Source organism: Microbacterium sp. SW12, assembly GCF_055391095.1.
Genome location: NZ_AP024335.1, coordinates 719021 through 743873, shown reverse-complemented (window position 1 = coordinate 743873; position 24853 = coordinate 719021). Strand labels below are relative to the sequence as shown.

Annotated in this window: 21 protein-coding genes and 1 pseudogene; 8 read left to right on the top strand and 14 right to left on the bottom strand. The window is 61.9% G+C overall.

Annotated elements, in window-relative coordinates; all coding sequences use genetic code 11:
* Nucleotides 1-141: 141 nt before the first annotated feature.
* A pseudogene (locus MICSW_RS03630) lies at nucleotides 142-981 on the top strand (ISL3 family transposase); the annotation flags it as partial.
* A 118-nt stretch (nucleotides 982-1099) separates the two neighbouring features.
* On the opposite strand, the gene MICSW_RS03625 reads toward MICSW_RS03630, so the two are convergent.
* From MICSW_RS03625 to MICSW_RS03615, 3 genes are all read right to left on the bottom strand, one after another.
* Nucleotides 1100-2581, bottom strand: coding sequence for an aldehyde dehydrogenase family protein (locus MICSW_RS03625; RefSeq protein WP_006897513.1), 1482 nt, complete (start codon nucleotides 2579-2581; stop codon nucleotides 1100-1102).
* Nucleotides 2582-2672: 91 nt separating this feature from the next.
* Complete coding sequence (locus tag MICSW_RS03620) at nucleotides 2673-3797, bottom strand: NDMA-dependent alcohol dehydrogenase (RefSeq protein WP_006897512.1); 1125 nt, start codon at nucleotides 3795-3797, stop codon at nucleotides 2673-2675.
* A 427-nt stretch (nucleotides 3798-4224) separates the two neighbouring features.
* A complete protein-coding gene (locus MICSW_RS03615; protein WP_039867814.1) occupies nucleotides 4225-5625 on the bottom strand; it encodes an IS1380 family transposase in 1401 nt (466 codons plus the stop codon).
* A 444-nt stretch (nucleotides 5626-6069) separates the two neighbouring features.
* Between MICSW_RS03615 and istA the strand changes: the two genes are divergently transcribed.
* Together istA and MICSW_RS03605 are read left to right on the top strand one after the other, a co-directional pair.
* Complete coding sequence (gene istA, locus MICSW_RS03610) at nucleotides 6070-7632, top strand: IS21 family transposase (RefSeq protein ID WP_464495435.1); 1563 nt, start codon at nucleotides 6070-6072, stop codon at nucleotides 7630-7632.
* Complete coding sequence (locus tag MICSW_RS03605; RefSeq protein WP_183498614.1) at nucleotides 7629-8375, top strand: ATP-binding protein; 747 nt, start codon at nucleotides 7629-7631, stop codon at nucleotides 8373-8375. The genes istA and MICSW_RS03605 overlap by 4 nt, the downstream gene beginning before the upstream one ends.
* 335 nt (nucleotides 8376-8710) lie before the next feature.
* Here the strand turns inward: MICSW_RS03605 and MICSW_RS03600 are convergent, their stop codons facing one another.
* The 4 genes from MICSW_RS03600 to MICSW_RS03585 form a co-directional block, all read right to left on the bottom strand.
* Nucleotides 8711-9583 carry a glycosyltransferase gene (locus MICSW_RS03600; protein WP_464496782.1) on the bottom strand — a complete coding sequence of 291 codons (873 nt, stop codon included), beginning with the start codon at nucleotides 9581-9583 and terminating at the stop codon, nucleotides 8711-8713.
* 258 nt (nucleotides 9584-9841) lie between these two features.
* Nucleotides 9842-10984 carry a UDP-galactopyranose mutase gene (gene glf, locus MICSW_RS03595; RefSeq protein WP_464496781.1) on the bottom strand — a complete coding sequence of 381 codons (1143 nt, stop codon included), beginning with the start codon at nucleotides 10982-10984 and terminating at the stop codon, nucleotides 9842-9844.
* A gap of 332 nt (nucleotides 10985-11316) precedes the next feature.
* Nucleotides 11317-11934 carry a glycosyltransferase family 2 protein gene (locus MICSW_RS03590; RefSeq protein ID WP_464496780.1) on the bottom strand — a complete coding sequence of 206 codons (618 nt, stop codon included), beginning with the start codon at nucleotides 11932-11934 and terminating at the stop codon, nucleotides 11317-11319.
* A gap of 51 nt (nucleotides 11935-11985) precedes the next feature.
* Nucleotides 11986-12978, bottom strand: coding sequence for a hypothetical protein (locus MICSW_RS03585; protein WP_464496779.1), 993 nt, complete (start codon nucleotides 12976-12978; stop codon nucleotides 11986-11988).
* Between the two features lie 556 nt (nucleotides 12979-13534).
* On the opposite strand from MICSW_RS03585, the gene MICSW_RS03580 reads away from it, so the two are divergent.
* Nucleotides 13535-14302 carry a hypothetical protein gene (locus MICSW_RS03580; RefSeq protein ID WP_464496778.1) on the top strand — a complete coding sequence of 256 codons (768 nt, stop codon included), beginning with the start codon at nucleotides 13535-13537 and terminating at the stop codon, nucleotides 14300-14302.
* Here the strand turns inward: MICSW_RS03580 and MICSW_RS03575 are convergent.
* Nucleotides 14268-15272, bottom strand: a complete 1005-nt coding sequence (locus MICSW_RS03575) for a glycosyltransferase domain-containing protein (protein WP_464496777.1) — start codon at nucleotides 15270-15272, stop codon at nucleotides 14268-14270. The genes MICSW_RS03580 and MICSW_RS03575 overlap by 35 nt on opposite strands.
* Before the next feature lie 97 nt (nucleotides 15273-15369).
* Here MICSW_RS03575 and MICSW_RS03570 point away from each other — a divergent pair, with 97 nt between their 5' ends.
* Nucleotides 15370-16386, top strand: coding sequence for an NAD-dependent epimerase/dehydratase family protein (locus MICSW_RS03570; protein ID WP_464496776.1), 1017 nt, complete (start codon nucleotides 15370-15372; stop codon nucleotides 16384-16386).
* Here the strand turns inward: MICSW_RS03570 and MICSW_RS03565 are convergent.
* Genes MICSW_RS03565 through MICSW_RS03550 form a run of 4 tightly spaced genes read right to left on the bottom strand, consistent with a single transcriptional unit; the run spans nucleotide 16353 to nucleotide 19604 of the window.
* Nucleotides 16353-17567 (bottom strand): ABC transporter ATP-binding protein, encoded by a 1215-nt coding sequence (locus MICSW_RS03565; RefSeq protein ID WP_464496775.1) that lies wholly within the window; start codon nucleotides 17565-17567, stop codon nucleotides 16353-16355. The genes MICSW_RS03570 and MICSW_RS03565 overlap by 34 nt on opposite strands.
* Nucleotides 17567-18493 carry an ABC transporter permease gene (locus MICSW_RS03560; RefSeq protein ID WP_464496773.1) on the bottom strand — a complete coding sequence of 309 codons (927 nt, stop codon included), beginning with the start codon at nucleotides 18491-18493 and terminating at the stop codon, nucleotides 17567-17569. The genes MICSW_RS03565 and MICSW_RS03560 overlap by 1 nt, the downstream gene beginning before the upstream one ends.
* 56 nt (nucleotides 18494-18549) lie before the next feature.
* Nucleotides 18550-18918, bottom strand: a complete 369-nt coding sequence (locus tag MICSW_RS03555; RefSeq protein ID WP_464496772.1) for a DUF2304 family protein — start codon at nucleotides 18916-18918, stop codon at nucleotides 18550-18552.
* 5 nt (nucleotides 18919-18923) lie between these two features.
* Nucleotides 18924-19604 (bottom strand): glycosyltransferase family 2 protein, encoded by a 681-nt coding sequence (locus MICSW_RS03550; RefSeq protein ID WP_464496770.1) that lies wholly within the window; start codon nucleotides 19602-19604, stop codon nucleotides 18924-18926.
* Between the two features lie 305 nt (nucleotides 19605-19909).
* Here MICSW_RS03550 and MICSW_RS03545 point away from each other — a divergent pair, with 305 nt between their 5' ends.
* The gene (locus tag MICSW_RS03545) at nucleotides 19910-20299 is read left to right on the top strand and encodes an IS5 family transposase (RefSeq protein WP_464496768.1); all 390 of its coding nucleotides are present in this window, start codon (nucleotides 19910-19912) and stop codon (nucleotides 20297-20299) included.
* Between the two features lie 125 nt (nucleotides 20300-20424).
* On the opposite strand, the gene MICSW_RS03540 is transcribed toward MICSW_RS03545, so the two are convergent.
* Nucleotides 20425-21696 carry an IS256 family transposase gene (locus MICSW_RS03540; protein ID WP_464498221.1) on the bottom strand — a complete coding sequence of 424 codons (1272 nt, stop codon included), beginning with the start codon at nucleotides 21694-21696 and terminating at the stop codon, nucleotides 20425-20427.
* A 124-nt stretch (nucleotides 21697-21820) separates the two neighbouring features.
* On the opposite strand from MICSW_RS03540, the gene MICSW_RS03535 reads away from it, so the two are divergent.
* On the top strand, nucleotides 21821-22231 hold the full coding sequence (locus MICSW_RS03535; RefSeq protein ID WP_464496767.1) for a transposase: 411 nt from the start codon (nucleotides 21821-21823) through the stop codon (nucleotides 22229-22231).
* Between the two features lie 9 nt (nucleotides 22232-22240).
* Here the strand turns inward: MICSW_RS03535 and MICSW_RS03530 are convergent, their stop codons facing one another.
* Complete coding sequence (locus MICSW_RS03530) at nucleotides 22241-23653, bottom strand: hypothetical protein (RefSeq protein WP_464496766.1); 1413 nt, start codon at nucleotides 23651-23653, stop codon at nucleotides 22241-22243.
* A 125-nt stretch (nucleotides 23654-23778) separates the two neighbouring features.
* On the opposite strand from MICSW_RS03530, the gene galE reads away from it, so the two are divergent.
* On the top strand, nucleotides 23779-24810 hold the full coding sequence (gene galE / locus MICSW_RS03525) for a UDP-glucose 4-epimerase GalE (protein ID WP_464496765.1): 1032 nt from the start codon (nucleotides 23779-23781) through the stop codon (nucleotides 24808-24810).
* Nucleotides 24811-24853: the final 43 nt, after the last annotated feature.

The window sequence follows — 24853 nt, the reverse complement described above, 5'->3', positions numbered from 1 at the left end:
CCTCCTCAAATAGGAAGAAGCGGCGCAGTCGCGCCGCCTCACCCCGAGCAGACCACCCCGCCCGCCCTAAGGAGTACCGAGTCGCCGGAATCGAAGTACCGGATCGCCGGACTAGGCGTACCCACTAGCCCTATCTGCCACTTCGACGGCGTCCGCGTTCTCGGGGTCGATTAGCACAAGCGGAAACACGTCCGCGGCGACGGTTCGTCTTCGTTCGTCACCGTCCTGGTCGACCTGACCCCGGTGGTGGACGGCACCGGCCCGTCGCGCCTGCTGGACATGGTCCCCGGGCGCTCGGCGAAGGTGCTCACCGAGTGGCTCGATGCCCGCGACCAGGTGTTCCGTGACCGAGTCAAGGTTGTCACGATGGACGGATTCGCCGGCTACCACGCCGCCGCCGCCAAAACCGTGCCCGCTGCTCGGACGGTGATGGATCCATTTCACGTCGTGCAGCTTGCCGCCGACAAGCTCACCGTGTGCCGCCAACGCATCCAGCAGGCCACCACGGGGCACCGCGGCCGCACCGGCGATCCCCTTTACGGGATCCGCCGGACCCTGCGCACTCGGGTCGAACTGCTGACCGACAAACAGAAGGTCCGCCTGTTCAAGGCGTTCACCGCCCACGATGCGCACGCGGCGGTGGAGGTCACCTATGGCGTTTACCAGCGACTCATCACTGCATACGAGGCCTCGGGCAGACGGGAGGGCAAGATTGCGATGTACAAACTCCTGCGCTCGATCCGGTCCGGCGTACCCAAGGAACTCCCGGAGCTCGCGCAGCTCGGACGCTCTCTCTGGAAGCGCCACCGCGAGATCCTGGCATACTTCGACACCCGGGCTTCCAACGGCCCGGTCGAGGCCATCAACGGTCGCCTCGAGCACCTGCGCGGAATCGCCCTGGGCTTCCGAAACCTCAACCACTACATCTTGCGGTCACTGATCCACTCCGGTCAGCTTCAGGACCGGATCAATGCACTCTGATTCCGGAAGGGCCGGTTAACTGGAGGGGTCCGCCGGGGCGAGACGGATCGAGAGTGCCTCGCAACGAAGTTTTCGTTGCGAGGCACTCTCAGTGGGTCAGAATTCCGAACAATTCTTCTTACGGGATAGTAAGTCCCCACGCCGCGCGGGCATCGCGGCCCGAGTAGTCAATTGCAATCGACTTCTCATTGGTGTACTCGTTGATGGCATTCGGGCCCATCTCACGGCCGAATCCGCTCTGCTTCACACCTCCGAACGGCAGTTGGCCTGACAGGGCGTGCCAGTCATTGATCCATACGGTGCCAGCCTCAAGTCGATGCGCTAGGTCCATTGCGACCGTATAGTCGGTGGTCCAAACGCCGGCCGAGAGTCCGTACTCACTGGTGTTGGCCTCTGCCACGACGGCATCGATATCGTCGTATGCCATCACTGAGACCACAGGGCCGAAAATCTCCTCCGTAGTGATCTTCATGTCAGGTGTGACGTCGGTGAAGATTGTCGGAGGAACCCACATGCCTTCCCTGTTCAGGTCAGCAGGAAGTTCGGCCTGGAATGCGACGGTTGCCCCATCCTTCTTACCGCTGTCAATGAACCCTTCCACGCGTTCCCGCTGAGCTCGGTTCATCAAGGGTCCGATGTCGGTGCTCATATCTGTGGGATCACCGATAGTGAGCTGCGATGCGCGCTGGACAAGGCGATCAACGAACTCGCGATAGATGGTTCGGTGGACGAACAACCGGGTGCCGGATTCACATGCTTGGCCGGCGTGGACCAAGAAGGCCCAGAGTGATCCGTCTACCGCCAGGTCGAGGTCGGCGTCGGGGAGCACGATGTTTGCTCCCTTTCCGCCGAGTTCCATGGTGACCTTCTTGACACGCTCTGCAGCGTTCGCCATGACCGTCCGTCCAGTGGCAGTGGACCCCGTGAATGAGACCTTCCGGACCTTTGGGTGCTTGGTAAGATGCCCACCGACTTCGGCTCCATCACCAGTGATGACATTGAATACGCCATCGGGCAATCCCGCAGCCTTGAGCACCTCGGCCAAGATGAGAGCCGTTGACGGCGTCTTCTCGTCGGCCTTGAGCACGACAGAGTTGCCCGCTGCGATTGCCGGGATCGACTTCCACACCGTGAGGAGCAGTGGAAAGTTCCACGGAACGATTCCTGCGACGACGCCAATCGGTTCACGACGAATGATGCCGACTACGCTGCCGCTTACCATGGTCGGCTGATCGGTGACGTGTCGTCGCGCCAGGTCGGCAAAGTAGCGGATATGCATGACTGGGAAGCCGACAGAGAGACCTTGAGCGAGCCTGACCGGTGTGCCGTTCTCTCGCGAGGCGAGCAAACTGATTTCTTCGGCGCGGGCTTCGATCGCATCCGCTGCGCGGTCGATTACCGCCGCCCGCTCATGCATCGGAGTTTCGCGCCAGCCGCTGCTGGCGAAAGCCGCTGCGGCGGCTTCGACCGCAGCGTCGACCTCCGCGGTTCCTCCCTTGGCTAGCGTGGCAATCACCGTGCCATCACCCGGGCTGACCACGTCATAGGTTTCGTCGGTATCGACAGACTTGCCGTCAATGAAGAGTGAGTAGTGCGTCATGTTCCCAGAACCAACTTTCTGAACTTGAATGTGTACTCAGCTTCCTTAGCCCAGGAAAGTGTCCTGTGGTGTGTGGTGCTGGTCATGAAACTCAAGCCTCTTCGTAGGTGATGATGCCGCGCAAATTTTTGCCATCCAACATGTCTTTGTATCCTTGGTTAACCTGGTCGAGGGTGTAGGTAGTAGTGACCAGTTCGTCGAGCTTGAGTTCTCCCTCCATATACCAGTCGAGCAGGCGGGGGATATCAATGCGGGGATTCGATGATCCGAACAGACCGCCGCGAATTTCCTTCTCGTACAAGGTGAGGGTTAACAGATCCAGGTCGACCTTTATTTGATCGCCCGGTGCACTCGAGGTCAGAACCAGCACTCCCCGTTTGCCGACCAGCTTCAGTGCTGGCTCCACCAGCTCGCCCTCAGCAACGCTGGTGGTCAGGATGGCCCGATGCGCCAGGGTGCCCCGAGTTAGCTCCGCGATAAGGGGCAGGGCTTCCTCCATGCTTGCGGCCACATGCGTTGCGCCGAACTCCTTGGCGCGCTCTCGTTTGTAAGCCACAGTGTCGATCGCAATGATGTTCTTGGCACCTGCGAGGCGGGCACCTTGTACTGCGTTCATGCCGATTCCGCCGACGCCAATCACGGCCACCGTGTCTCCGGGCTGGGTGCCCGCGGTGTGAAATGCCGAACCCCACCCCGTCGTGACGCCACACCCTACGAGCGCGGCCCGATCAAGCGGAACATCGTCACGGATCTTGATGACATTGTCCTCGTGGACAACAACATACGGGGAGAAGGTTCCCAGCAAGCACATCGTCCCTACGCCTTTGCCACGCGCTTGGACCCGGTGGGTCCCGTCCGAGAGCGCCACTCCTCCGAAGAGGTGGGCTCCGAGATCGCAAAGATGCGAATGTCCACTGACACAGGAGTAGCAACGGCCGCAGGAGGGGATAAACGCCAGCACGACGTGGTCGCCCGGCACGATTCCCTTGACTGCGGAGCCGACTTCCTCAACGATTCCGGCGCCTTCGTGTCCACCGACCATAGGCTCCAAGCCGACAAAGATGCCGGAGTCGATATGGTCGTCCGAATGACAGAGCCCCGACGCTGCGAGTTTGACTCGTACTTCATCAGGCCGAGGATCACCCAGTTCGATCTCTTCGACTGACCAACCCTTGTTCGCGCCAGGCTCCCAGCAAATCGCGCCTCGTGTTTTCATCAGAAAAATCTCCTGTCTCTTCTCGATATTCCTCAGTCGCTCCGCGCGGCCAAGGAGGTTGATAGGAACAAATGGGGATGTCAAAATTTGCTACACGCTGGCCGATTCAGTGTGTGGAGAACCACCATCCCTGATAGCAGTCGCTGTCATAGCCAACCTTCTCTCGCTGAGGTTGTTTGAGCGAACAAGCCAGGCCCACTCGGCTGACCCACCACGCGCTGCCACTCCCAAACGGACGACTGTGTCCTGCGCCACAAGTAGAACACAGACCACATCTTGCCGCAAGCCCCGCTGATTCATGGGGCGTGATGGAGTCGGGTTTCTACGGATGTTGTGTCCGGCGGGTCGTGTAGACGTGTTTGGGCGCCGGCTGGCGCTGCCGGTGGGCGGGTCTCCGGGTGGTGCTGTCGTGGGTGGGCAGGTGGGGTCAGGCCGGTTTGGGGATCGCGGCGATCGTGTGGAACACCGCTTCGATGGCGGTGGCCCAGGGCCAGGTCTCGGGGATTTTGACCCGTCTACGTCGGCTGCTGCGGGTCAGTAGGGCGGCGACGTGGAGGAAGCGGTAGCGCATCGCTTTGGGCTCGCACGCTGCGAGGATGGTGGCGGCGCCGGTGCAGGCCAGCATCCGGGTCCAGGCGACGAGGTCGGCGGCGATCATCACCGCCACCAGCCATGCCTGGTTGAGAGCGAACTCTCGCGAGGGCAGACGGCCCAGGCCGGTGTCTTTGGCGTGGCGGATCCGGTCCTCCACCCGGGCGTGCGCCCGATGCCTGGCCTCGAGGAACTGCAGTTGACCGGTGGCGGTGTTGGTGACGAACGCCTGGTAGCGCCACCCGTCGAGTTCCTCGAACATCGACAACTGGGCGCCGGGGTGGGGCCGCTCACGGCGGACGATGACCCGCATCCCGTCGGGCCACTTGGCGAGCATCCTGGGCGGCAGCAGTCCAGTCAGCTCGGCGATCTCCGCGCCCGGCCTCAGGTCGCCGTCTTGATTCACCGCTGGCCCCCACGCGGTGTCGGGGGCGATCGCGATGGCCCGGCGGATTCCGGCGGTGATCGAGAAGCCGACCGAGTACTCCACCCGCCGACCACGGATCCGATTCTGCTCGGAGATCCACTCCAACAGGTCATGGGAGGCGCCGGCGCCGTCGGATCGGATCAGCACATCACGCCGATGGGCGGCGGGAATCTGGGCGATGGCTTGCCCCAGGACGTCGATGTGGTCGGCCGCGGTGTTCGACCCCGCGTTGCCCGGCCGCAAGCTCGCAGCGAGGAACTCTTCTGTGTTGTCGCACCACACGCCGATCGGGTGGTAGCCGAAGGTGCGCTTGTAGGTCGGCGCGCTCTGTTCTTTCTCGCTGTGGGTGACCACGATGGTGGCGTCCACATCGAGCACGACCGTGTCCCCCAGATCCCGGCCCGCGCACTTGGAGGCCGGCACCCCGCCGGGCAGCTGGGACCACACATGCCGCCGCGTACGGGCCCGCGCGACCTGGATCTTTTTGCGTTTACCAGCGGTGACCTCGTCCAGGGCGCGCCACACCGTCGGAGAGGAGGCGACCGGACCCAGGACAGTGGATTGGTGGCGCAGGACGCGGATGTCGGCGATGGACGTGCCGCCACCTGTGAGCATCACCGCGACATCGGTCAACACCCTGCCACGGTCATGGATCGGGATGGATCGGCGCTGCGCCATGGCCCCCGACAGCTCGGCGGTCAGGCCGACGCGATCAGCCAGAAGACGCGGCGCGATGACCCCGGCATGAGCAATCACCCCGACATCCTCGACGGAGAACGACAGACCAGACGACCACGAAGTACGCTTCACCTACCGAGTGCTTTCTGCTTGAGGATCAGGAACCTTAAACAAGTCCCAGTTTCCCCTGTTCAGGAAGCACTTCGGTCTATTTTCACCCAGCGATCCGCAGATCCCCGTGAACTACCGGGGCTAACGATTCAGGCAACGACGTCCATGGAGATCACTGCCAGGGAGGTTCGATGGACAGCCGTGTACCGTCGGCAAGCATTGACCATCGGACCATGGCCCGCCGCCACCGCTCCACATTCCATTACGACGTGCACCCGTTCCCGACGATGGAGGTCGGTTGAGTGAGTATTCGCTCCTCTGAGGGCCACTGATATTGCGGTTCAGGGCCACTCGCTCATCGACGCGATCGTGTCGGTGAGGGCCACCGAATATTGGGGTTGAGGGCCACCGTTCCTAGGCTCCTTCTGCCGCGTGGCCAATCACACGGCAGAAGGAGTGATTCGGATGGTACGCAAGATCAAGGCGAAGCTGGTGCTTCGGCTTCGCGCGGAGGGGTTCACGGGGAGGCAGATCGCCGCGCAGGGCATGTCCCGGACGAGTGTGGCGGCGGTCATCGACGCCGCCGACCGGGAAGGGATCGGTTGGGACGACGTCGCCAAGCTCGAGGAAGCGGACGTGTATGCGCGGCTGTTTCCTGGTCGTGGTGAACATGACAGCGTTCACGCGCAGCCGGACTGGGACAGGGTGCACCGGGAGCTCGCGCGGGTCGGGGTGACGCTGAAGCTGCTGCATGGCGAGTATGTCGACGCCTGCCGGGCGGCGGGATCGACGGCGATGGGATACGACAGGTTCTGCAAGGCCTACCAGCAGCACGTCCTCATCTCCGGGGCGGCGTCGCGGGTGGGGCACAAGGCGGGGCAGACGGTCGAGGTCGACTGGTCGGGCAAGACGATGCAGCTGACCGACCCGGTCACCGGGCAGCAGACGCGGGTCTACTTGTTCGTTGCGACGCTGCCGTTCTCCCGCTACTCGTTCGTGGAGCCGACGCTGGACATGCAGCAGGACGCCTGGTTGCGCGCGCACGTGTCGATGTTCGACTGGTTCGGCGGGAGTGTCCTGCGTGTCGTCCCGGACAACCTCAAGACCGGGGTGCTGAAGCACCCGGCGGAAGGTGAGGTGGTGCTCAACGATGCGTATCGGGAACTCGCGGCGCACTACTCCGCGGCGGTGCTCCCGGGGCGGGTGAAGAAGCCGAAAGACAAGGCCAGTGTCGAGAACACGGTCGGGAACGTCGCGACCTGGGTGATCGCATCCCTCCGCGACCGAAGCTTCGCGAGCTTGGCGGAGTTGCGGGCGGTCGTCTACGAACGCGTGGCCGCTTACAACGCGGAGCCGTTCCAAAAGCGCGCCGGGTCAAGGCTGAGCGTGTTCGACTCGGAGGAGAAGCCGCTGCTGCGGCCGCTTCCGGTGGTCCCGTTTGAGATCTCGAGGTGGTTCTACCGGCGCCGGGTTCAGAAGAACGGGCACGTCGTGTTCGAGCGCAACTTCTACTCCGTGCCCTACCCGAACATCGGTCGGAGTGTTGATCTGCGGGTCACCGACACCACGGTCGAGATCTTCGCCGGGCAGGAGCGGCTGACGAGCCACCTGCTCGCTCCGGTCGGGATGGTGAACGAGTATCGCACCCACGACAGCGATCTGCCCGACGGTCCCCGCTACCGGCAATGGGACGCCGAACGTGTTCGCGAGTGGGCGGGCCGGATCGGGGAGGACACCACGATCGTGGTGAATCGGATCTTCGAGTCCGTGCCCGTCGACGAGCAGGGCCTGGACGCGGCTTTGGCGGTGTTGCGGCTCACCCGCCGCTACTCCGCCGCTCGGGTCGAAGCCGCCGCCGGGATCGCCCTCGCGTCCCGGGTGAGATCTCCGCGCTACGCGCATCTGCGGCCCATCCTCGAGACGAACCAGGACCAACCCGACGGGAGGAGCCCATGGGCTGAACCCGCGACTACGGGGCCGACCGGATACGTCCGCGGCGCGGACTACTACGCCGGTGACATCCGATGAGCCGGCTCGACTCGGAGACGAAGCGGAAGCTGCGTGAGATGGGGGTGACGTCGCTGGTCGACGCGTTCGAGGTCCAGGACGACAGCCTCACGTTGGGAATGGCGTTCGAAGAACGCGTCAAGCTCGCCGTCGACGACGCCCACGCCACCTTCACCCACGCCAAGGTCGAAGGCCTCATCCGGCGGGCGGGTCTCCGCTACCCGAACGCGGACCTGCGGCGAGTCGACCTGCTCGAGCAGCGGGGTCTTGACCGCGGGGTGATCGCGCAACTCGGCACCTGCCAGTTCATCACCCGGCAGCAGAACGTCGTATTCCAAGGCTTCACCGGGTCTGGGAAGAGCTACCTCGGATCGGCGTTGGCGAAGCAGGCCTGTCAGCACCGCTACCGGGCGCACTACATCCGCATGCCCGACCTCGAAGAATCCTGGGCCACCGCCCGCGACCGGCCCGCGGGGAAGGAGAAGTGGCTCCGCAAATACGCGGCGTTCACGCTCCTCGTGATCGACGAATGGCTCCTCGACAACCCCGATGACAGCGTTCGCGGCATGCTGCTCGAGCTGCTCGAGCGCCGCTACGACGCCACCTCGACGGTGTTCTGCACCCAGTACGCGAAGAAGGACTGGCACCAACGCCTCGGCGGCGGAGTCCACGCCGACGCGATTATGGACCGCATCGTCCACAACACCATCTGGATCGAGACCGGCAGCACCAACATGCGCGAACACACCGCCAGGACGGCCTGACCGGCGCCGGTGAGCGTTGCCATCACCGGGTGGCGCTCACCGGCAATACCGGGCGGCCCTGAATCGCAATATCGAGTGGCACTGAACCCCAATATCGACTGGCCCTCAACCCTTCAAATACTCAGTTGAGAACGGATGCGACATTGCGCGTACCCCGTTCGGGGCGGTGCAGCCACATCCGTACGAAGTCCACGGGATCTAGACGAGGTCTGCAGACGAGTGGACGTATTGCACGCAGGCCCCCGCCACCCTCTGACCAACGTCTCGATACTCTTGTACAGCGTGACGGCACAGCTCGCCGCGCTGTCGTTCGCGGCGAACCGTCCCGTGCCGCGTTACTCGCCGGTGCGCCTCCAACGGAGACCGTCCCATAGCCCCCGAAGAGCTGACGCGGTCTTCAAACCCCGCTGGGTCTCGAAGAGGATTATCTTGGTCCATGCCTTAATGGTGAACCAAGCGTCTTCGCCGAACCAGCCGCGAGGCCCGAAGCGACGCAGCAATACGACCCGATTCCGGGACTGATAGTAGAGCCGCAGTGGTGAATAGTTCGCGAGATACACGTTCCGTCCGAGCAGGCGGGCGGGTGTTGAATCACCGAAACGGTGATCCAGAACAGTATCGAGAACCTTCAGGTTTGTATACCCGGCGGAACGCGCGCGAAGGCAGATATCGTGATCGACGTAGTCGATGAACATCCACTCATCGTGGAGGCCGATCTCTTCGAGCAGTTCCCGCGAAAAAAGGGACCCGGACGAGATCAAGGTGTGTCGCCGCACTGCGCCGACCCCTGAGTCCGCGGGGTAGACACGCCCGGTCTCTGCCGCACGCAGCGCCGGCCCGATGATACCGGTATGCACTCCGTAGTCGTCCACATGTGAAAGAAGCACCCCGAGCATACCGGGTGCAACCGTACTGTCCTGATCAAAGATCCAGACATAGTCGGCGTCCGCGTCGAGCGCGCGACGGATCCCTGCGTTGAAGCCGGCACCTACACCGAGATTGCCCTCGAGATCGATGACCTCGACGTCGCGGAAGAAAGCCAGCGGCGCAAGCACCTGTGTCGCTGCCTCGCCGGCCGAATTGTTCACGACATAGACCACATTGACTTGGTCCAAGAGCGCCGCGATGTTGCGGAGAATGGTGGCATTCGGATGGTACGCGAGGACGACCCCGGCGACGCGCGGTCGGAGCTTCTGCTCAACGATCACGAGTGTTCTCTCCCGCACATCACTAGACCACGGATTTCATCCCGCGATGTGGCAAGAGGGGGGACACCCACCGCTCGCTCGTGCAGCGATGCAGCGGTCGAGGGATGCCCCGAACGAGGGACCTTCGACAGCGGCGGCAGGACGAGCGGGACCGCAAACATGCGCGATCGACGATCCCCGCGTCGGGCTCTAAGGCGGCCGCCACGGTGACTGCCTTCGCCCCCGACAGCATAGCGCCGGTACGCGCGCCCCACCGCCTCAAAGAGAAGCCAGACGATTCGCCCATAAGGTGAGAGCTGAGCCGATTGCCATGTGCATGTCGAGGTACTGATAGGTCCCCAAACGACCCCCGAAATAGACACCTCTCTCGCCGTTCATGAGTTCGCGGTAGGCGAGCACGCTAGCACGATCTGTGGGACTGTTCACCGGATAATATGGCTCATCTTCCCGGGACGCAAAACGCGAGTATTCGCGCATGATAACGGTCCTATCGCGCGGGTATCTTTCTGCGCGCTCAGGATGGAAGTGCTTGAATTCATGAATACGGGTATACGGCACCTCCGCGTCGGCGTAGTTCATGACACTCGTGCCTTGAAAGTCAGCGACATCGAGCACCTCCTGCTCAAAGTCAAGCGTCCGCCAAGCCAAGTCACCGGCCGAGTAATCGAAGTACCGGTCGACCGGTCCGGTGTAGACGATTGGCAGCTGACCAACCGTCGCCCGCCGGTTTAGTGGCTGAGACTCGTCGAAGAAGTCGACCCCGAGACGAACCTCAATGTTGGAACTCTCGACCATCCGCTCAAGCCACGCTGCATATCCGTCGACCGGCAGACCTTCCCACTTGTCGTTGAAGTAGCGACTATCGTAGGTGTACCGTACCGGGAGCCGGCTAATGATCTCGGCCGGCAAGTCCCGAGGATCCGTCTGCCACTGCTTCGCCGTGTAGTCCCGAACGAATGCTTCGTAGAGGGGGCGGCCGATAAGCCCAATCGCACGTTCCTCAAGGTTGCTGGCGGCCTTCGGGTCGAATTCCTCCGCAAGTTCACGGACCAGCGCGCGCGCCTGAGCAGGTGTATAGGCTGCGCGGAAGAACTGATTGATCGTCCCCAGGTTGATCGGAAGCGGATACACGACGCCCTCGTGGGTCGTGAACACTCTATGCACATAGTCCGTGAAGCCAGTGAACCTGTTGACGTAGTCCCAGACCACGGGATTCGACGTGTGAAACAGGTGCGCACCGTAACGGTGAACCTCGATCCCAGTGATCGGTTCGGTAACGCTGTATGCGTTTCCTCCAAGGTGGTCACGCCGATCGATGATGACCACTTTGCGGCCTGCCGCGGCCGCACGCTCAGCAACCGTGAGGCCGAAGAGACCAGATCCGACAACGAGGAGATCCATTAAACCTATGCCACCCTTCAATTCCCTCGTTCACCGATGGCTGAAGCGCGAAGAAGCACGAGATCCTCCTCACGCGAAGACATGTCGTACCAGACGGTTTACCGCCCCTCCTCGGGTGATCGCCTTTGGCACCAAAGACGCCGCATTGAGGCGTGAGGCGAGGTGCCACCGCGCTGCGCGAGCGGCGCGCTTCCACCCGAGGGAGTCGAACCGCCGAGCCTCGTCGTCAAAGAACCGTCGCTCTTCATCGAAGCGCCGCCCGTCGAGAGCGCGCACGGATGAGTCTGAGGCTGTGTGGCGTCGATACTCAAAGATGACGTCTGGCAATACCATCATCCTCCCCCTCTCGCGAGAATGTCGAGGATGAGGCCAAGATCTTGCGCGACGTCTAAGTCCGGCCGGAATCCGACCTCACGCACCGAGGACGTTCGCCACGCGATTGACGGAAAGTAGGCCCAGTTGGCCCTCAAGAGACTCGCGACTAGGGTCTCCCCTCCGAGTACGCTGCCTCCGGGTTCGGGCTTGAGTGATAGGCGACGCTTGACACGGTCCGCGAGCGGGCGCACCACAGCATTGTTCTCGTCGATTACCCTTACTCCCGGTTGAATAATGTCCACCTCGGAAGAGCGGATCACTCGGTCCACAACGCTAAGGTAGTCGGGCGCCATGATGTCGTCCGCACCCATCATCACGAACCACGGCGACTCGACAAGTTCAACAGCTTTCCTGTAGTTGCCATTGGCGCCGAGATTCTTCTCATTGCGGATGTACACAACTCGAGAATCTGCAATGGAACCAAACCAGCGTGCGGGTTCTTGGTCCGGATAACCGTCGTCAATGACTACGAGGCGCCAATGCGGGCTGCTTTGCGCCCTAACGCTGTCGACTGCCGCTTTCATCTGCTCAACATCCCCGTAATACGGGAGCATCACATCAATGACAGAAGACAAGCGGTACCAACTTCGCGGCGACAAACGGACTTCGAGAGCTCAACCCACTGATCATACCGCGTGAGAACGGCGACGCCCGGCCGAGCTCAGCCCAATCAGATGAACCGCCAATCCGACAACGACGGGCAACGTCAGCGCCACAGCGAGCCTTAGCTCGAACGGCAATGGGGGCAATGCGGCGACCAAGACCCCGGCAGCTGTCGTGACCCACCCGAGAGAGTACACACGGTGACTCCCGCGCGCGAGCGCTGCCGCCCCAACGATGGACTGAATGCCGACCAGCGCGGCGGCAAACACGATCGCGACAAGAACCCACACAGGCGGCAGGGTATACAGAGGCGAGAGTAGGTCATCCACGGCCTGCGCGCCCCAGGCAATCGCAAGCGACACGATGCCGGCAGCGAGAAGGAGTGCCGTCATGAGAACGAGAGAACGTCGACGAGCGAGCAATGGCGCGTCACGGAAAGTAACCGTCAAGTAGCTCTGCAGCGCAAGCATAGGGCTCACGAGAGGGGCACGCAGAAGGACAACAGCGAGCACGGCGCCCGCAACGACGGAAGGCTCCTCTCCCTGGCCGATGGCTGCGATAACGAGAGGCATTCCCGCCGCTACAAATCCCAGTGCGGTCGCCGCCACCACTGTGTGAAAGGAGTTACGAAGGAGCCGTGTCCACGTCTGATCGATGAAGACCGCCCTGACCGTCGCTCTGCCACCGCCCCACCAAACGACTATCGCCGCTCCCGTGAAGGGCAACACAGTCGCGAGCAGCAATGTCCCGAACGGAATACTGGCGCCAACAGCCAGAGCAAGCGCAGCAATGGCCACGAACGCCAAGGCGCGCAGCCCCGGGTCGGCGATGATCGCCAGTGCGACACCGGCCCAACGCCCGGCACCATAGAGCGTTCCCGTCTGGATAGCGAGAATCACGAAGCCGCCCAGCCCGAGCGCCATCGCGACGGCAATCATGCCCGAATCACCTGACCCGAGTAGTCCACCGACGACTGCTCCACCGATCGCACCGCCGACAGCGGCCCCAAGTCCCACGACTACCGCATAGCGCCGCAGAGACTCGGTGGCAGCGGAACTACCTTCGGGGAGCGTTGATCTTGCCACTTCATTCTGAACGCCGGACAAGGAAGCAACCCCAAGAAAAAGCGCACTCCAGAAGGCACTGAACTCGACATACTCCGGCGCGGCGAGGAGGAAAGGCGCAAGCAGCTGTATCCCATAGCCGAGCGCGCTAGACGCGACGAGCGCGGGAATGATCCGCCCGAGCCCGCCACTACGGGGAGGCTTCGACGCCCCGTTCACACTTCTCGCAGACGCAGCGCCGGTACCGAGGGGGTCCTCTTGCTATAGATTTCCTCTGCGGACAGGTCGCTCGCGAGCATCGTGAAGCTCCCCTACTCTCTTGCAACAGTCGACATGCCTGATATCAGCCAGCGTTTCAAACGTTACGATCGACTCCATGCTATTGAGTCGCCGGTCACGCCCCGTGAGATTCATATACACAAAGTCCACGCGGCAATCCGGAACGACCATTATGCGCGGCCGGCAGCTATCCGAGCTCCTGGCGCACAGCGCACGCCTGGAAAGACGCGTGACTTTCGAGCCAGTGAGCAGAACCGTCCGCAACTCGGAGCTCTTCCTAACCAAGGGCGCCGCCCGGACGATGGATCCGGACATGATCCATAGCCTGCGCCACCGGGGAAACCGCGTCTTTCTTGATCCTGTGGATGAGGACGTAAGTGACGACGTTGCGGCAGCCGCAGATGTGCTCATCGCCGCATCGATCTCCGCGCATAGGGACTTGGAATCCCGACCATTGACCACCAAGGTCGTACGCATCGACCATCACGTTGACCCCCGCCTCAGGCGCATACTGGCATCAAGGGGCGCCCCACCCGAGGCGGCCGGACCGATGCTCGTTCGATACTTTGGAGAGACGGTGAACGCTGTGAGTACACCTCAGATCGCAGCTGAGGTGGACTTTGTCCACGTCGACACTGCCCGCCAGGATGTTGCCTGGATGCAGCGGGTTCCGGGAGTTCACATGCACTACGCAGTGCGTCAGCATCGCTTACTGGATCGACACAAGCCCTTCCTGAAGGGCTTCACCGCCGCACTTGCTGGCGCGAACATACTCTTGGCGCGAGACGAAACGGAAGCGGCGTTCTGGTTGCCAGACGACTACCCGTACTGGATCGAGGCCCATCCGAGCGAAGACGCCATCCTCGCTGGGCTCGACTACGCCCGTGAGACCTTTCGCGGAGAGCAGTGGGAAGAGGCGCTCGCGATGATGCGGGAGCTATCTGCACGTACCGCTGACTCTGTCATCGTTTCCCAGCTAGAAGACGCCCTCTCGTGAGCTTCACTGCCAGCGCGCGCGCGTATTTCCTTATCCGCCTGGACATTGAGCTCCTGCGCGCGGCCACATACTCCAATTCCCATTGACGCCGCCGCAATCCCTCGATGTTCTGTTCGAGCCTGACGCGTTCAGCGAACCCCTCTTCGATCTCGGCCGCTTGTTGCGCTATCCGATTCCGGAGCGCAGCGACGGCCGCAGGCTCGCAGTCCGCGAGTTGCGCCTCCAGTTCCTTGATGCGTTGGACTGCCCGCCGCAACTCCGCGACCATTGGGCCGTGAGCGAATGCTGGGGCCTTACCCTGCACAACTTTCCGGCCAGCTATGACGGGCCATTCATGCAGTTCCGACTGGAAGTTGTCAAGCTCCACGACATGCGGCGTGAGTCCTGCCGCCTGCAGGGCGAATGGTAGTGAGAGCTGGTCTCGCCGTGAATATCGGAGAACCTGATAGAACCAAATACGCATAGCGTCAGCGACGTGTTGAGTGTTGCGTCGAATTAGCATACCGCCCCATAGCGGCCGCGCGTCGAGCGCCGCGGGAAAATGAACCGCATAATCAGTCAGCTGTTCGTAGACTCTGAACCTATCGTCGTAGTTGAGACGCACTACTTCATCGAATTCGTCGAGCACAGTGTCACGATAGCTATGCGCGAGCAAGGCCATGTCGAATTCCTCCGGCAGTAGCTGAGCTACTATCTGTTCCGGAGTCGAGCGAAGCAAGACAGACGCGTCTATACAGATCGTCACGTCATACTGCTGCAGCACCGGATGACCGAGGATCTTGTACTCCCGCGAGCTGCGGTGCAAGTCCTGTGGCAGTAGCGGATCGACTCGCTCAAGTCGCCACGTCTCGCTAACTAGGTTCTGACTGTCCGAGAAGCACAGAAAGTCGGCCTTGCTATTCGCTGCTACGACTTGTTCGAGCAGGGTGTCGTATCCCCCGAGGAGCACAGTGTATACGCAGATCCTCACCTAAACCTCCTCGTCATGGCGACGAGAGACCAGCTTACTGATCGCGATGAACCACCACGCACCTCGGATAAGATTCTGAGATGGGACTGGATGACCGATGAAGGCAGTTGTCACGGGCGCCGCGGGTTTCATTGGCAGCCATCTAACCCAACGACTCATGAGCGACGGCCACGATGTCGTGGGGGTCGACAACCTGTCAGACTATTACGACCCGCGCCTGAAGAAGCGCAATCTGTCCGAACTGGTCGGCAACGGCTTTACACTGGTCCGCGCAGACTTGACGCGTGCAGATCTGAGTAGTGTCCTCGACGGCGCCGACGTCGTTTACCACCTCGCTGGCCAGCCGGGTGTAAGGGCATCATGGGGCGAGTCATTCGACGACTATGTCGATGCAAACGTTATCGCGACGCAGCGACTGCTCGAAGAAGCACTACGCGTTCGCGACATTCGCATCGTATACGCCTCGTCGTCCTCGGTATACGGAGACGCCGAGTCATACCCTACTAACGAGAGCGCTCTTCCGCGGCCGCGCAGTCCCTATGGGGTAACGAAGCTTGCGGCGGAGCATCTGTGCAGGCTCTACGCTGCGAACTTCGGCCTGGAGACTGTGTCACTAAGGTTCTTCACCGTGTACGGCCCTCGGCAGCGCCCAGACATGGCTTTTGGCCGCTTTCTTCGGGCAACGCTGGAAGACACCGAAATCGTGGTCTACGGCTCGGGAGAACAGGTTCGGGACTTCACATACGTTGGCGACATCGTTGACGCGCTCGCGGCCGTGGGCTCGGGAGCGTTGACACCAGGAACGGTGTATAACGTCTCTGGCGGTGGTAGCCACTCAATCAACGAGGTTCTCGAACTGATCGCGGACGTCACCGACCGGACCCCGCGCGTGCGGTACGCGGACGTCGCGCGCGGTGACGTCTCCCGCACCAGTGCCGATTTCACTTCGATCAGCACGCAGTTCGGATGGATGCCGAGGATCGGTCTTCGCGAGGGACTGACGCGGCACTGGGAATGGGTGCTGAGCCAGGCCGGCCAACCCAGATCAGGTGTGGATCTGCCTTCGGAGGAGCTACCGCCTCATTTCCGAACTGCGACGAGCACTTCGGAGTAGACGGTTCCGGTCTGTCGGAATTCCACAGGTACGAAGAAGGACGCGCCCTGCCACATCGCGTCCAAAGGCGCCCCGTCTGCGTCCGAAACCTCAGCATTGACGAAGTACTGACCGCCCGCGAGCGACAGCGCGGGAAGCTGGTATGACACATCCACTCGTCCGGGCGTTACAGCGTCGTGGGGCGCTCCCAGTCGCCTTGTGCCGGTACCGAAGACCTGTTGGCCGTGTGGCGTGTCGATGCTGATACTCGTGTTCCAGCTGTCGTGGGAAACGGCGTGGTCGATGGAGAGAGTGATAGTGAGATCATCACCGGGCGAGAAGGTGCTGCTCGGCACGCCAGAGCCATCATCCACCGTGATTCCTGCGATTGACGAGTACGCTCGCGGTTCCGCGAGGTGTTCGTGCTCCGCGACTGCCTGCTTCCGTTTCCCTTCGAGGATCTCGCGGTGAACCTTAGTCGCTTCTGCGGCGGAGCCGATAAACGCCACCTCCCCAGCGCTCAGCACTACGCCTCGATCGCACACTTCCATGACCTGGCCGGCGGAGTGAGATACGAGGACTATCGTGCGACCTTCGGCCTGGAACTGGCGAATCTTGTCCATACACTTTCGCTGGAACGCCTCATCGCCCACCGCGAGAACTTCGTCGACGAGGAGCAGATCCGGGTCCGTGTGGACAGCGACTGCGAACGCCAGGCGCACGTACATGCCTGACGAGTAGAACTTCACCTGTGTATCAATGAAGTCTTCGATCTCTGCGAAAGCGACGATTTCGTGAAAGCGCGCGTCCGTCTCGCTCCTGGTTAGACCCAGGATCGATGCATTGAGATATACGTTGTCTCGGCCTGATAGGTCAGGGTGGAATCCAGCTCCCAGTTCCAGCAACGCCGCCATTCGTCCTCTGCGGCGAACGCTCCCGCTAGTGGGGTCGATGATGCCTCCGATGACTTTGAGGAGGGTGCTCTTGCCGGAACCGTTAGGCCCGAGAAGGCCGATCGACGATCCCGCGGGAATCGCGAACGAGACGTGGCGCAAAGATTCGAAGGTCTCGCGATGTGCGCGCCCTCTCCTGCCGAGAGTGACGACCCTCTCCTTGAGAGAGTTGTCCTTGCGGATTGTGAACGTCTTCGACACATCGTCGATCACGACGATGTCCGGGGGACTGGAAACTGAGTCGGTCATCAGAGCTCCTGAGCGAAATTTCCCTGAAGTCGCGCGAACACCCGCTGAAAGACCCACATGAGAACGAGGCCGACAAGAACGGCGATGCCCATCCGGAGCGCCAAACCGTCGGGATAGTCGGAAGGGGAACCCGCGGCCCAGAAGGCCTTATGAAAGCCAAGCACCGCAAGAGTCAGCGGGTTGTTGGTATATACCTCTAACACCCAAGCCGGAACTGATGCTCGCTGGATAACGTCGCCAACCATCGTCCACCCGTAGACGATCGGTGAGGCCCACATCGCCAACATCAGGAGAATCTGTGTGAGGTACTGCACATCGCGCAAGTACACGTTCAGCGCCGAAAGCAGCAGTCCGAACGCGAGGCCATATACGGCTACCACAAGTACTGACGGAAAGAAGTACAGCAGATCCCAGCCTGACGGCAACCCGCCGAGAAGCAGACAGGCGATTAAGAGGACCACCAGCTGGACCGCGAAGGTGAACAGCGCCGAACCCATCGATGCAAGCGGGAATACCTCGCGCGGAATGTACACCTTCTTGACGAGACCAGAGTTGGCCACGATCGAAGCGGTGGTCCCGGTCAGCATCTCGCTGAAAAGTACAAAGATCGTCAGGCCAGAGAAGATGTATATGGCGAAGTTAGGGATTCCCCTGGCAGCCCCGAGGAACTGACCCATCACGACGTAGTAGACAACGAGCTGGACGATCGGATTGATCAGCGTCCACAGCATGCCGAGTACGCTGTCCTTGTATCGCGCCTTGATATCGCGACGAATCAAACCGCCAAGAAGCTGGCGCTGCGCGAACACTGCCTTGGCGGAGCCCCAGAACCCGGACCGCTCCGTGACAGGGCGAAGCGGCCACTGCTTGAGTCTCTCGTATCGCGCGCGAGCGCTATCAGTTGTCACAGATTGATCCCATTCCATGCAGGAGGAGGTGACCCCAAGCCACCGGCGGCGTCCTGCGCGCTACCCGCGCGACGTCACTCAAACCGCTGCTCCTGATGATCTCCGAGACGCTCCGGACTTCGCAGAGCGATCTCCCTGGCGAGTTGCGTGATCTGGGCGTCCTGGGCGCGGCGCCTCCGGACTGTGGTGAGCGCGTTCGCCACGAACACTACGAGGAACACGTAGAGGAGGAGGTCTGTGCCACGACCAACGCCGACCAGTTGTGCCAAGTCGTTGATCACGGCGGGGAACAGCACCGCGTACACCGCGGCCGCCAACAGAATCAGGAGAGTAATCGTTCGTATTGCTTGCGTCCGCGCCGATCCTCCCGACTTGAGCAGGATGAAGCCCATAACAATAAAGGCACCTATCAAGAGGATCTTGATTGTCAACTGATCAGTCATCACGCCTACTTGATAAATAGTTCGCTGAGGATATTCACGGAGTTCCAGAGCGATTGTCCCTTGCCCCGTGAGTAATCGGTGTACACGATCTCTACCGGGTGCTCCGCATATCTCAGATGATTCTTACCGACCTGAGAGACAATCTCGCTCGCATGCGCCATGCGGTTTTGCGTGATCTGAAGGACATGGGCCGCACTCTTGTTAAAGGCACGCAGCCCGTTATGTGCGTCGGTCAAGCGCACACCCGTGGAAAGGCGTTCGAATAACACCGCAGTCCGCAACACGAGCTTCTTCAGCCCACCAGCGTTCGTGCGGTCGTCGAGGAATCGCGACCCGAAGATGATGTCGATCGGCTCCTCACGCAGGCGGTCAACCATCGCCGCCGCGTCTGCCACCTTGTGCTGACCATCAGAATCGAAGGTTACGAAGTACTCCGCTCCTGCCTGGCGTCGGGCGAAGACGATCCCCGTCTGGATTGCAGCGCCCTGACCCAAGTTGATCGGGTGACGAAGCACAGTCGCACCTCCGGCGAGCGCCTCCGCTACTGAGTTGTCCGAGCTTCCATCGTCAATGCACACGATGTTCGGAAACGTATCCCGAGCCTCTGCTACAACGTGCCGCACGACGGTCGCCTCGTTGTAGAGCGGCACGATCAGCCACGTGTCTGTGTAGTCGAGTGTTCTCACAGCTTCGTTACCTCACCGCCCGCAAAGGCGCGTACGACATACCAATCGCGACCGTCAAGCCAACCGCGACCGTCACGGCTGACGAACTCGCCCGTATCCTGTCGCGGAAGCCCCCTTGATGGAGGACTCATCCCAACCTCCGTGCCCACGAGTTCATGGCGCATCGCCGCCAGCGACCACCGCAACGATTGGGCAGCCTCCAGATCCTAACACCGCGGAGTCCCTTGATTCTGTGACGTACCCCGTCAGCCCCGCCCCTAGGCCGTGTTGCTAAATGCTGTTCGTGGGTGGGTGATGCTGGAGGCGTGTCGCGAGATGTCATCACGGATGAGGCCTGGCAATTGATCGGGGAGGTGTTCCCGCCTGCGAGTACGCGGGGGCGTCCGCCGGTTGATCGACGCACGGTAGTCGAGGCGACCGCGTGGCGGTTTCGGACGGGGTCGGCGTGGCGGGATCTGCCTGAGCGGTTCGGGAACTGGAACACGATTTACGAGAATTTCCGCCGTTGGGCGGCCGATGGGGTCTGGGAGGACTTGCTCGCCCACGTGCAGCGTCGCGCGTCGCTTCAGGGTGAGATCGACTGGGTCGTGTCGGTGGACTCCTCGATCGCCCGTGTCCACCAGCACGGCGCGACCTTGCCCCGCGACACAGGGGGCTGGATTGAGTTACAAGAAATCCGGGCCGGAGCCGCCTGATCACGCGATCGGCCGGTCACGGGGCCGTTTGACGACGAAGATCCACCTCGTTTGCGACGGGAAGGCCCGCCCGCTCGCGTTCGGAGCCTGTCAAGTTGTGTGTGTAAGCGGGCGGTGTCTCAGGGCTAGAGGTAGTGCTCGATGCGCTCGGGGAACGCGATCGCGAGCTGTTCGAGGGCCTTCTTCCAGTTCGTCAGGACCTCACCCTCGACGAGCCGCCCGGAGGCCTTGCGCTCGGCGGACGGGCGGCCGCGTTCCCTCGCTCGGTCACGGGCGCGTTTGTCCTCGATATCGCAGATCGCCAGCCAGAGCAGCTTCACCACGGACTGGTCGTTCGGGAAGTGCCCGCGATTCTTGTGACCTTCCGTAACTGGAAGTTCAGCGACTCGATCGCGTTCGTCGTGTAAATCACCCGTCTCACCTCCGGCGGGAACGCGAGGAAAAGGGGTGAACCGCTCCCAGGCGTTCTCGAACACGGCGACGGTGCGAGGGTTCGCCTTACCCAGTACCGAGCTGACGAACGCCTCGAGCTCGGCGCGGGCGGCGTCCACGGTCGCAGCCTGGTAGATCGGTCTCAGCGCGGCGGCGACGGCCTTGCGCTGCCCATAGGACACGAATCGCATCGAGGCGCGGATCAGGTGGACCACGCAGACCTGGACCATCGAGTCCGGCCAGGTCGCCTCGATCGCTTCGGGGAACCCGGTCAGCCCGTCGCAGCAGACGATGAGCACGTCGCGGACGCCGCGGTTGGCAAGCTCGGCGCAAACCGCCGCCCAGAACTTCGCGCCCTCGGTGTGCTGCACCCAGATCCCGAGGACGTGCTTGACGCCGTCCATGTCGACGCCGACGGCGATGTGCGCGGCTTTGTTCCTGACGTGCCCGCCGTCGCGGACCTTCACGATCAGCGCGTCCAGGTAGATCACCGGGTAGAACGCCTCGAGCGGACGGTGCTGCCAGGCCAGCACCTCGTCGGCGATCTCGTCGACGATCTTCGAGATCGTCTCCCGTGACAGCTCGGTGCAGACCGTGGCGGCGAGGTGGTGCTCGATGTCGCGGACGGTCATCCCGCCGGCGTAGAGCGAAATGATCATCTCGTCCAGCCGCGACAGCCGGCGGCTGCCGGTCGGCACCAGCCGCGGGGTGAACGTGCCGTTGCGGTCCCGCGGGACCCGCAGCTCGACGTCGCCGACGCTGGTGCCAACGGTCTTCGGGAACGACCCGTTCCGCGAGTTCTCGTGCAGGTGCGCTTCCGGGTCGTCCTTCTCGTAGCCGACGTGCCCGGTCAACTCGGCCTGCAACCCGCGCTCGAGGCCGGTCTTGATGAGCTGCTGGATCAGCCCGTCCGCGCCATCGACCTCGATCTCGCCAGCATCGATCTTCGCGAACAGGTCGTCCATCACGCCGGAGGAAATGAGACGCTGACCCTCCGCCTGAGCCTTGCGCCGCGCCTCACGCGACGCCTTGTCGATAACCAACAGTGTGTTTCCTTTCATAAGGAGACCCACCCCTTACACACACCATTTGACACGCCCCGCGTTCGTGCTCACCGGCGGGCAGGTCGCGGACACGAGCATGTTCACCGACGTGCTCGATCAGATCCACGTCCCGGGGCGGGGTCCTGCGCGCACCAGACCCGAGCGGGTACTCGCAGACAAGGGGTATCCGTCGAAGAAGAACCGCGCGTGGCTTCGGGAGCGGGGCATCAAGGCCACGATCCCCGAACGCGACGACCAGATCGCCCACCGACGCAAGCGGGCAGGCCGTCCCATCAACTTCGGCGACGAGCAGCAGGAACGCTACAAGGGCCGCAACGTGATCGAGCGGTGCTTCAACTTCATCAAGCAATGGCGAGGACTCGCGTCCCGATACGACAAGACAGCGACCTCATACGCAGCCGGAATCTGCCTCTCAGCCGCCCTCCAATGGATATAGCAACACGGCCTAGTAGCTAGCCCCAATGTGGATCGCCAGCGTGACCCCGAAAGTGAGGAGCAGCGCCGAGTATGCAACGACTCCGATCGTTGCCACCCGGCTCCTCAGCATGAACCCTGTGACGAGCAGGATGGCCGGAACCAGTCCAGCCGCGTACCGCCCGGGGAGGGGAAAATACACTCCGGTCAAGAACCACATCAGGCAACCGAGCGCGGGGAGCGCGGCGATCGTGGCAACTGCAGTCCCCCAAACGAGTGGCCCTCGCCTCGAGTTCCATTGCATAGACATAACCGCTCCAATTACGCCGGCGATCGCCAACCAGCTCAATGGGACGAAAATCAGCTCAGGCAGCATCGAGTCCGTCCGCCCAACCGCAGGATTGTGCGTGATTGCACCAGTAATCCCACTCAGCGCCAAACGCACCACTTCGCCTGCCGTCAATGGTGTGGTAATACCCTGATCGACCACTACATCGCTCACGGCGAGCAAGGGGATTATGCGTAGCCACGCGGCTTGTATTGCGCCAGCGAGTACAACGGCGAGGCCGATGGGAAGCCAGAGTCGTGTAACGCTGGCGACACCTCGTGGTGCGCCTGGGTAGTCCGCGGATTTGCGGATCCGCCGAGTCAAACTGTCGAGCACGAGGTAGATCAGAACGAGGCCGAAGACGACGAGGTTCGTGATCTTGAAAAGTGGAGCGAGTACCGCAAGGGGGACCAGCCACCATGCGGACCACCTCCCGCGCACGGCCTCCATCGTTACCAAGAGAATACTCGCTCCGAAGATCACGACGCTTGTGTCTGTACTGATATAGGTGTATGTCCACCATGCATACGGCGATCCAATGAACAAGAGACCAAGCGCGAATACGGCAAACTGAGGTACGCCCGCTCTGCGCAGGAGGGCGGCCAGCACAAGAATCGTTCCGGCGAGCCAAACCACCCCGCTCAACCGCCACGAAGTAACTTCGCTTAGGCCCGTGATCGCGTGCACGGGGTCCCCGATAATTCGGACAGTCCAGAAATAGATCGGGGTGTAGCCCTCGCCGGTGGTGTACCCAGCGTTAGGCATCGCGGCGAGGTTCACATCATCCGATCCGCACTCCTGACCAAGCGAACCGAACGGGATGACGTTCTCGCAAGCGACCAGGTGCGCGACCTCGTCCCCGAAGGTCTCCCCCTTGTGCACCAGGCCCTGGTCCCAGAGCTTGTACGTGTAGTCCAGGTAGACAACTTCATCGATCGGCGAAACGGAGTCGTCGTGCAGAACCGTCACCGCTCCGCCGTAGACGAGCGAGATCGCAGCAAGAGCAATGCTCACCCAATGCCGGGCGAATCGCTGGAGGGCACGCGCAGGAGCCGGCCGCTCCTGATCAGAACGGTTGGTCATGTGGCTCCTGCCTTTCAGCGTTCTCTTGTGCACCCCGATATTCTGCCGCGTCGGCGAGCGCGTTCAGCACCACGCAACCAGCGCACGGCATGCGGAGACACTGCGAGGCCGCGGTCGTTCTGGACTAGCATCGAATCGGACAAACCTGGGAGGGTCCATTGCGTGTTCTCGTCACCGGTGGCACCGGATACATCGGCTCGCACACCGTCGTGGCGCTGCTAGAGCGCGGACACGAAGTGACCATCGTTGACAATCTGTCAAATAGTTCGCCCGTCGTGCTCGACAGAATTGCTCAGATAACTTCCAAGTCCGCCGCGATGCACGTAGCGGATCTGCGCAATGAACACGCTCTGGCTGATGCCTTCGCTGCCACCAGCCCTGAAGCTGTGATCCACTTCGCTGGGCTGAAGGCAGTCAGCGAGAGCGTCGCGGAGCCGCTGACTTACTACTCGCATAATCTTGATGCCACGTTCTCGCTACTCAAGGTAATGAACGAGTGCGGCGTCCGCAGCATCGTGTTCTCTTCATCCGCAACGGTCTACGGGGGCGGACAGCAGCCCCCGTACAAAGAGGAGGATGAACCCATCATCTCGACCAATCCGTATGGTCAAACGAAGGCGATGTTGGAGAGAATCCTGTCCGATCTTGCTGCTTCTGACCCGAGCTGGAGCGTTGCTGTTCTCCGCTACTTCAACCCCATCGGCGCTCATCCGAGCGGCTTGATCGGTGAGGATCCACTCGGCGTGCCCAACAACTTGGCCCCTTACGTTGCACAAGTCGCGGTGGGAAGACGGGAAGCAGTAACCGTCTTCGGCGCTGATTATCCGACCAAGGACGGGACCGGAGAACGCGACTATATCCACGTCTGCGACCTCGCGGAGGGGCATATCGCCGCCCTCACGTGGGCTCTAGCCAATCGCGGGACACGTGCGTGGAATCTCGGAACTGGTGTTCCCACGACCGTCTTCGACCTCATACGAGCATTCGAGGAGGCCTGCGGCAAGCGGATTCCCTATCGTCTGGGTCCGCGGCGGCCGGGAGACTTGCCGTCGGCGTGGGCGAATGCCTCACGTGCACGAGATGAACTGGGTTGGCAAGCCACGCGGACAATTGAAGACATGGCCCGCGACGCGTGGCATTGGCAATCGCTCAATCCGTTCGGCTTCGCCCCACCTGCATCCCGAGACTAGCGGGTCTCAGCCGACAGCACCTCAGTACGATGACGTGCTCACT

What these genes read in the sequence shown, in the direction of transcription:
- glf (WP_464496781.1), bottom strand. Translation starts at nt 10,984, where the DNA reads ATGGATCTCCTCGTTGTCGGATCTGGTCTCTTCGGCCTCACGGTTGCT.
- MICSW_RS03540 (WP_464498221.1), bottom strand. Translation starts at nt 21,696, where the DNA reads ATGGACGACCTGTTCGCGAAGATCGATGCTGGCGAGATCGAGGTCGAT.
- MICSW_RS03625 (WP_006897513.1), bottom strand. Translation starts at nt 2,581, where the DNA reads ATGACGCACTACTCACTCTTCATTGACGGCAAGTCTGTCGATACCGAC.
- MICSW_RS03555 (WP_464496772.1), bottom strand. Translation starts at nt 18,918, where the DNA reads ATGACTGATCAGTTGACAATCAAGATCCTCTTGATAGGTGCCTTTATT.
- istA (WP_464495435.1), top strand. Translation starts at nt 6,070, where the DNA reads ATGGTACGCAAGATCAAGGCGAAGCTGGTGCTTCGGCTTCGCGCGGAG.
- MICSW_RS03620 (WP_006897512.1), bottom strand. Translation starts at nt 3,797, where the DNA reads ATGAAAACACGAGGCGCGATTTGCTGGGAGCCTGGCGCGAACAAGGGT.
- MICSW_RS03560 (WP_464496773.1), bottom strand. Translation starts at nt 18,493, where the DNA reads ATGGAATGGGATCAATCTGTGACAACTGATAGCGCTCGCGCGCGATAC.
- MICSW_RS03605 (WP_183498614.1), top strand. Translation starts at nt 7,629, where the DNA reads ATGAGCCGGCTCGACTCGGAGACGAAGCGGAAGCTGCGTGAGATGGGG.
- MICSW_RS03570 (WP_464496776.1), top strand. Translation starts at nt 15,370, where the DNA reads ATGAAGGCAGTTGTCACGGGCGCCGCGGGTTTCATTGGCAGCCATCTA.
- MICSW_RS03565 (WP_464496775.1), bottom strand. Translation starts at nt 17,567, where the DNA reads ATGACCGACTCAGTTTCCAGTCCCCCGGACATCGTCGTGATCGACGAT.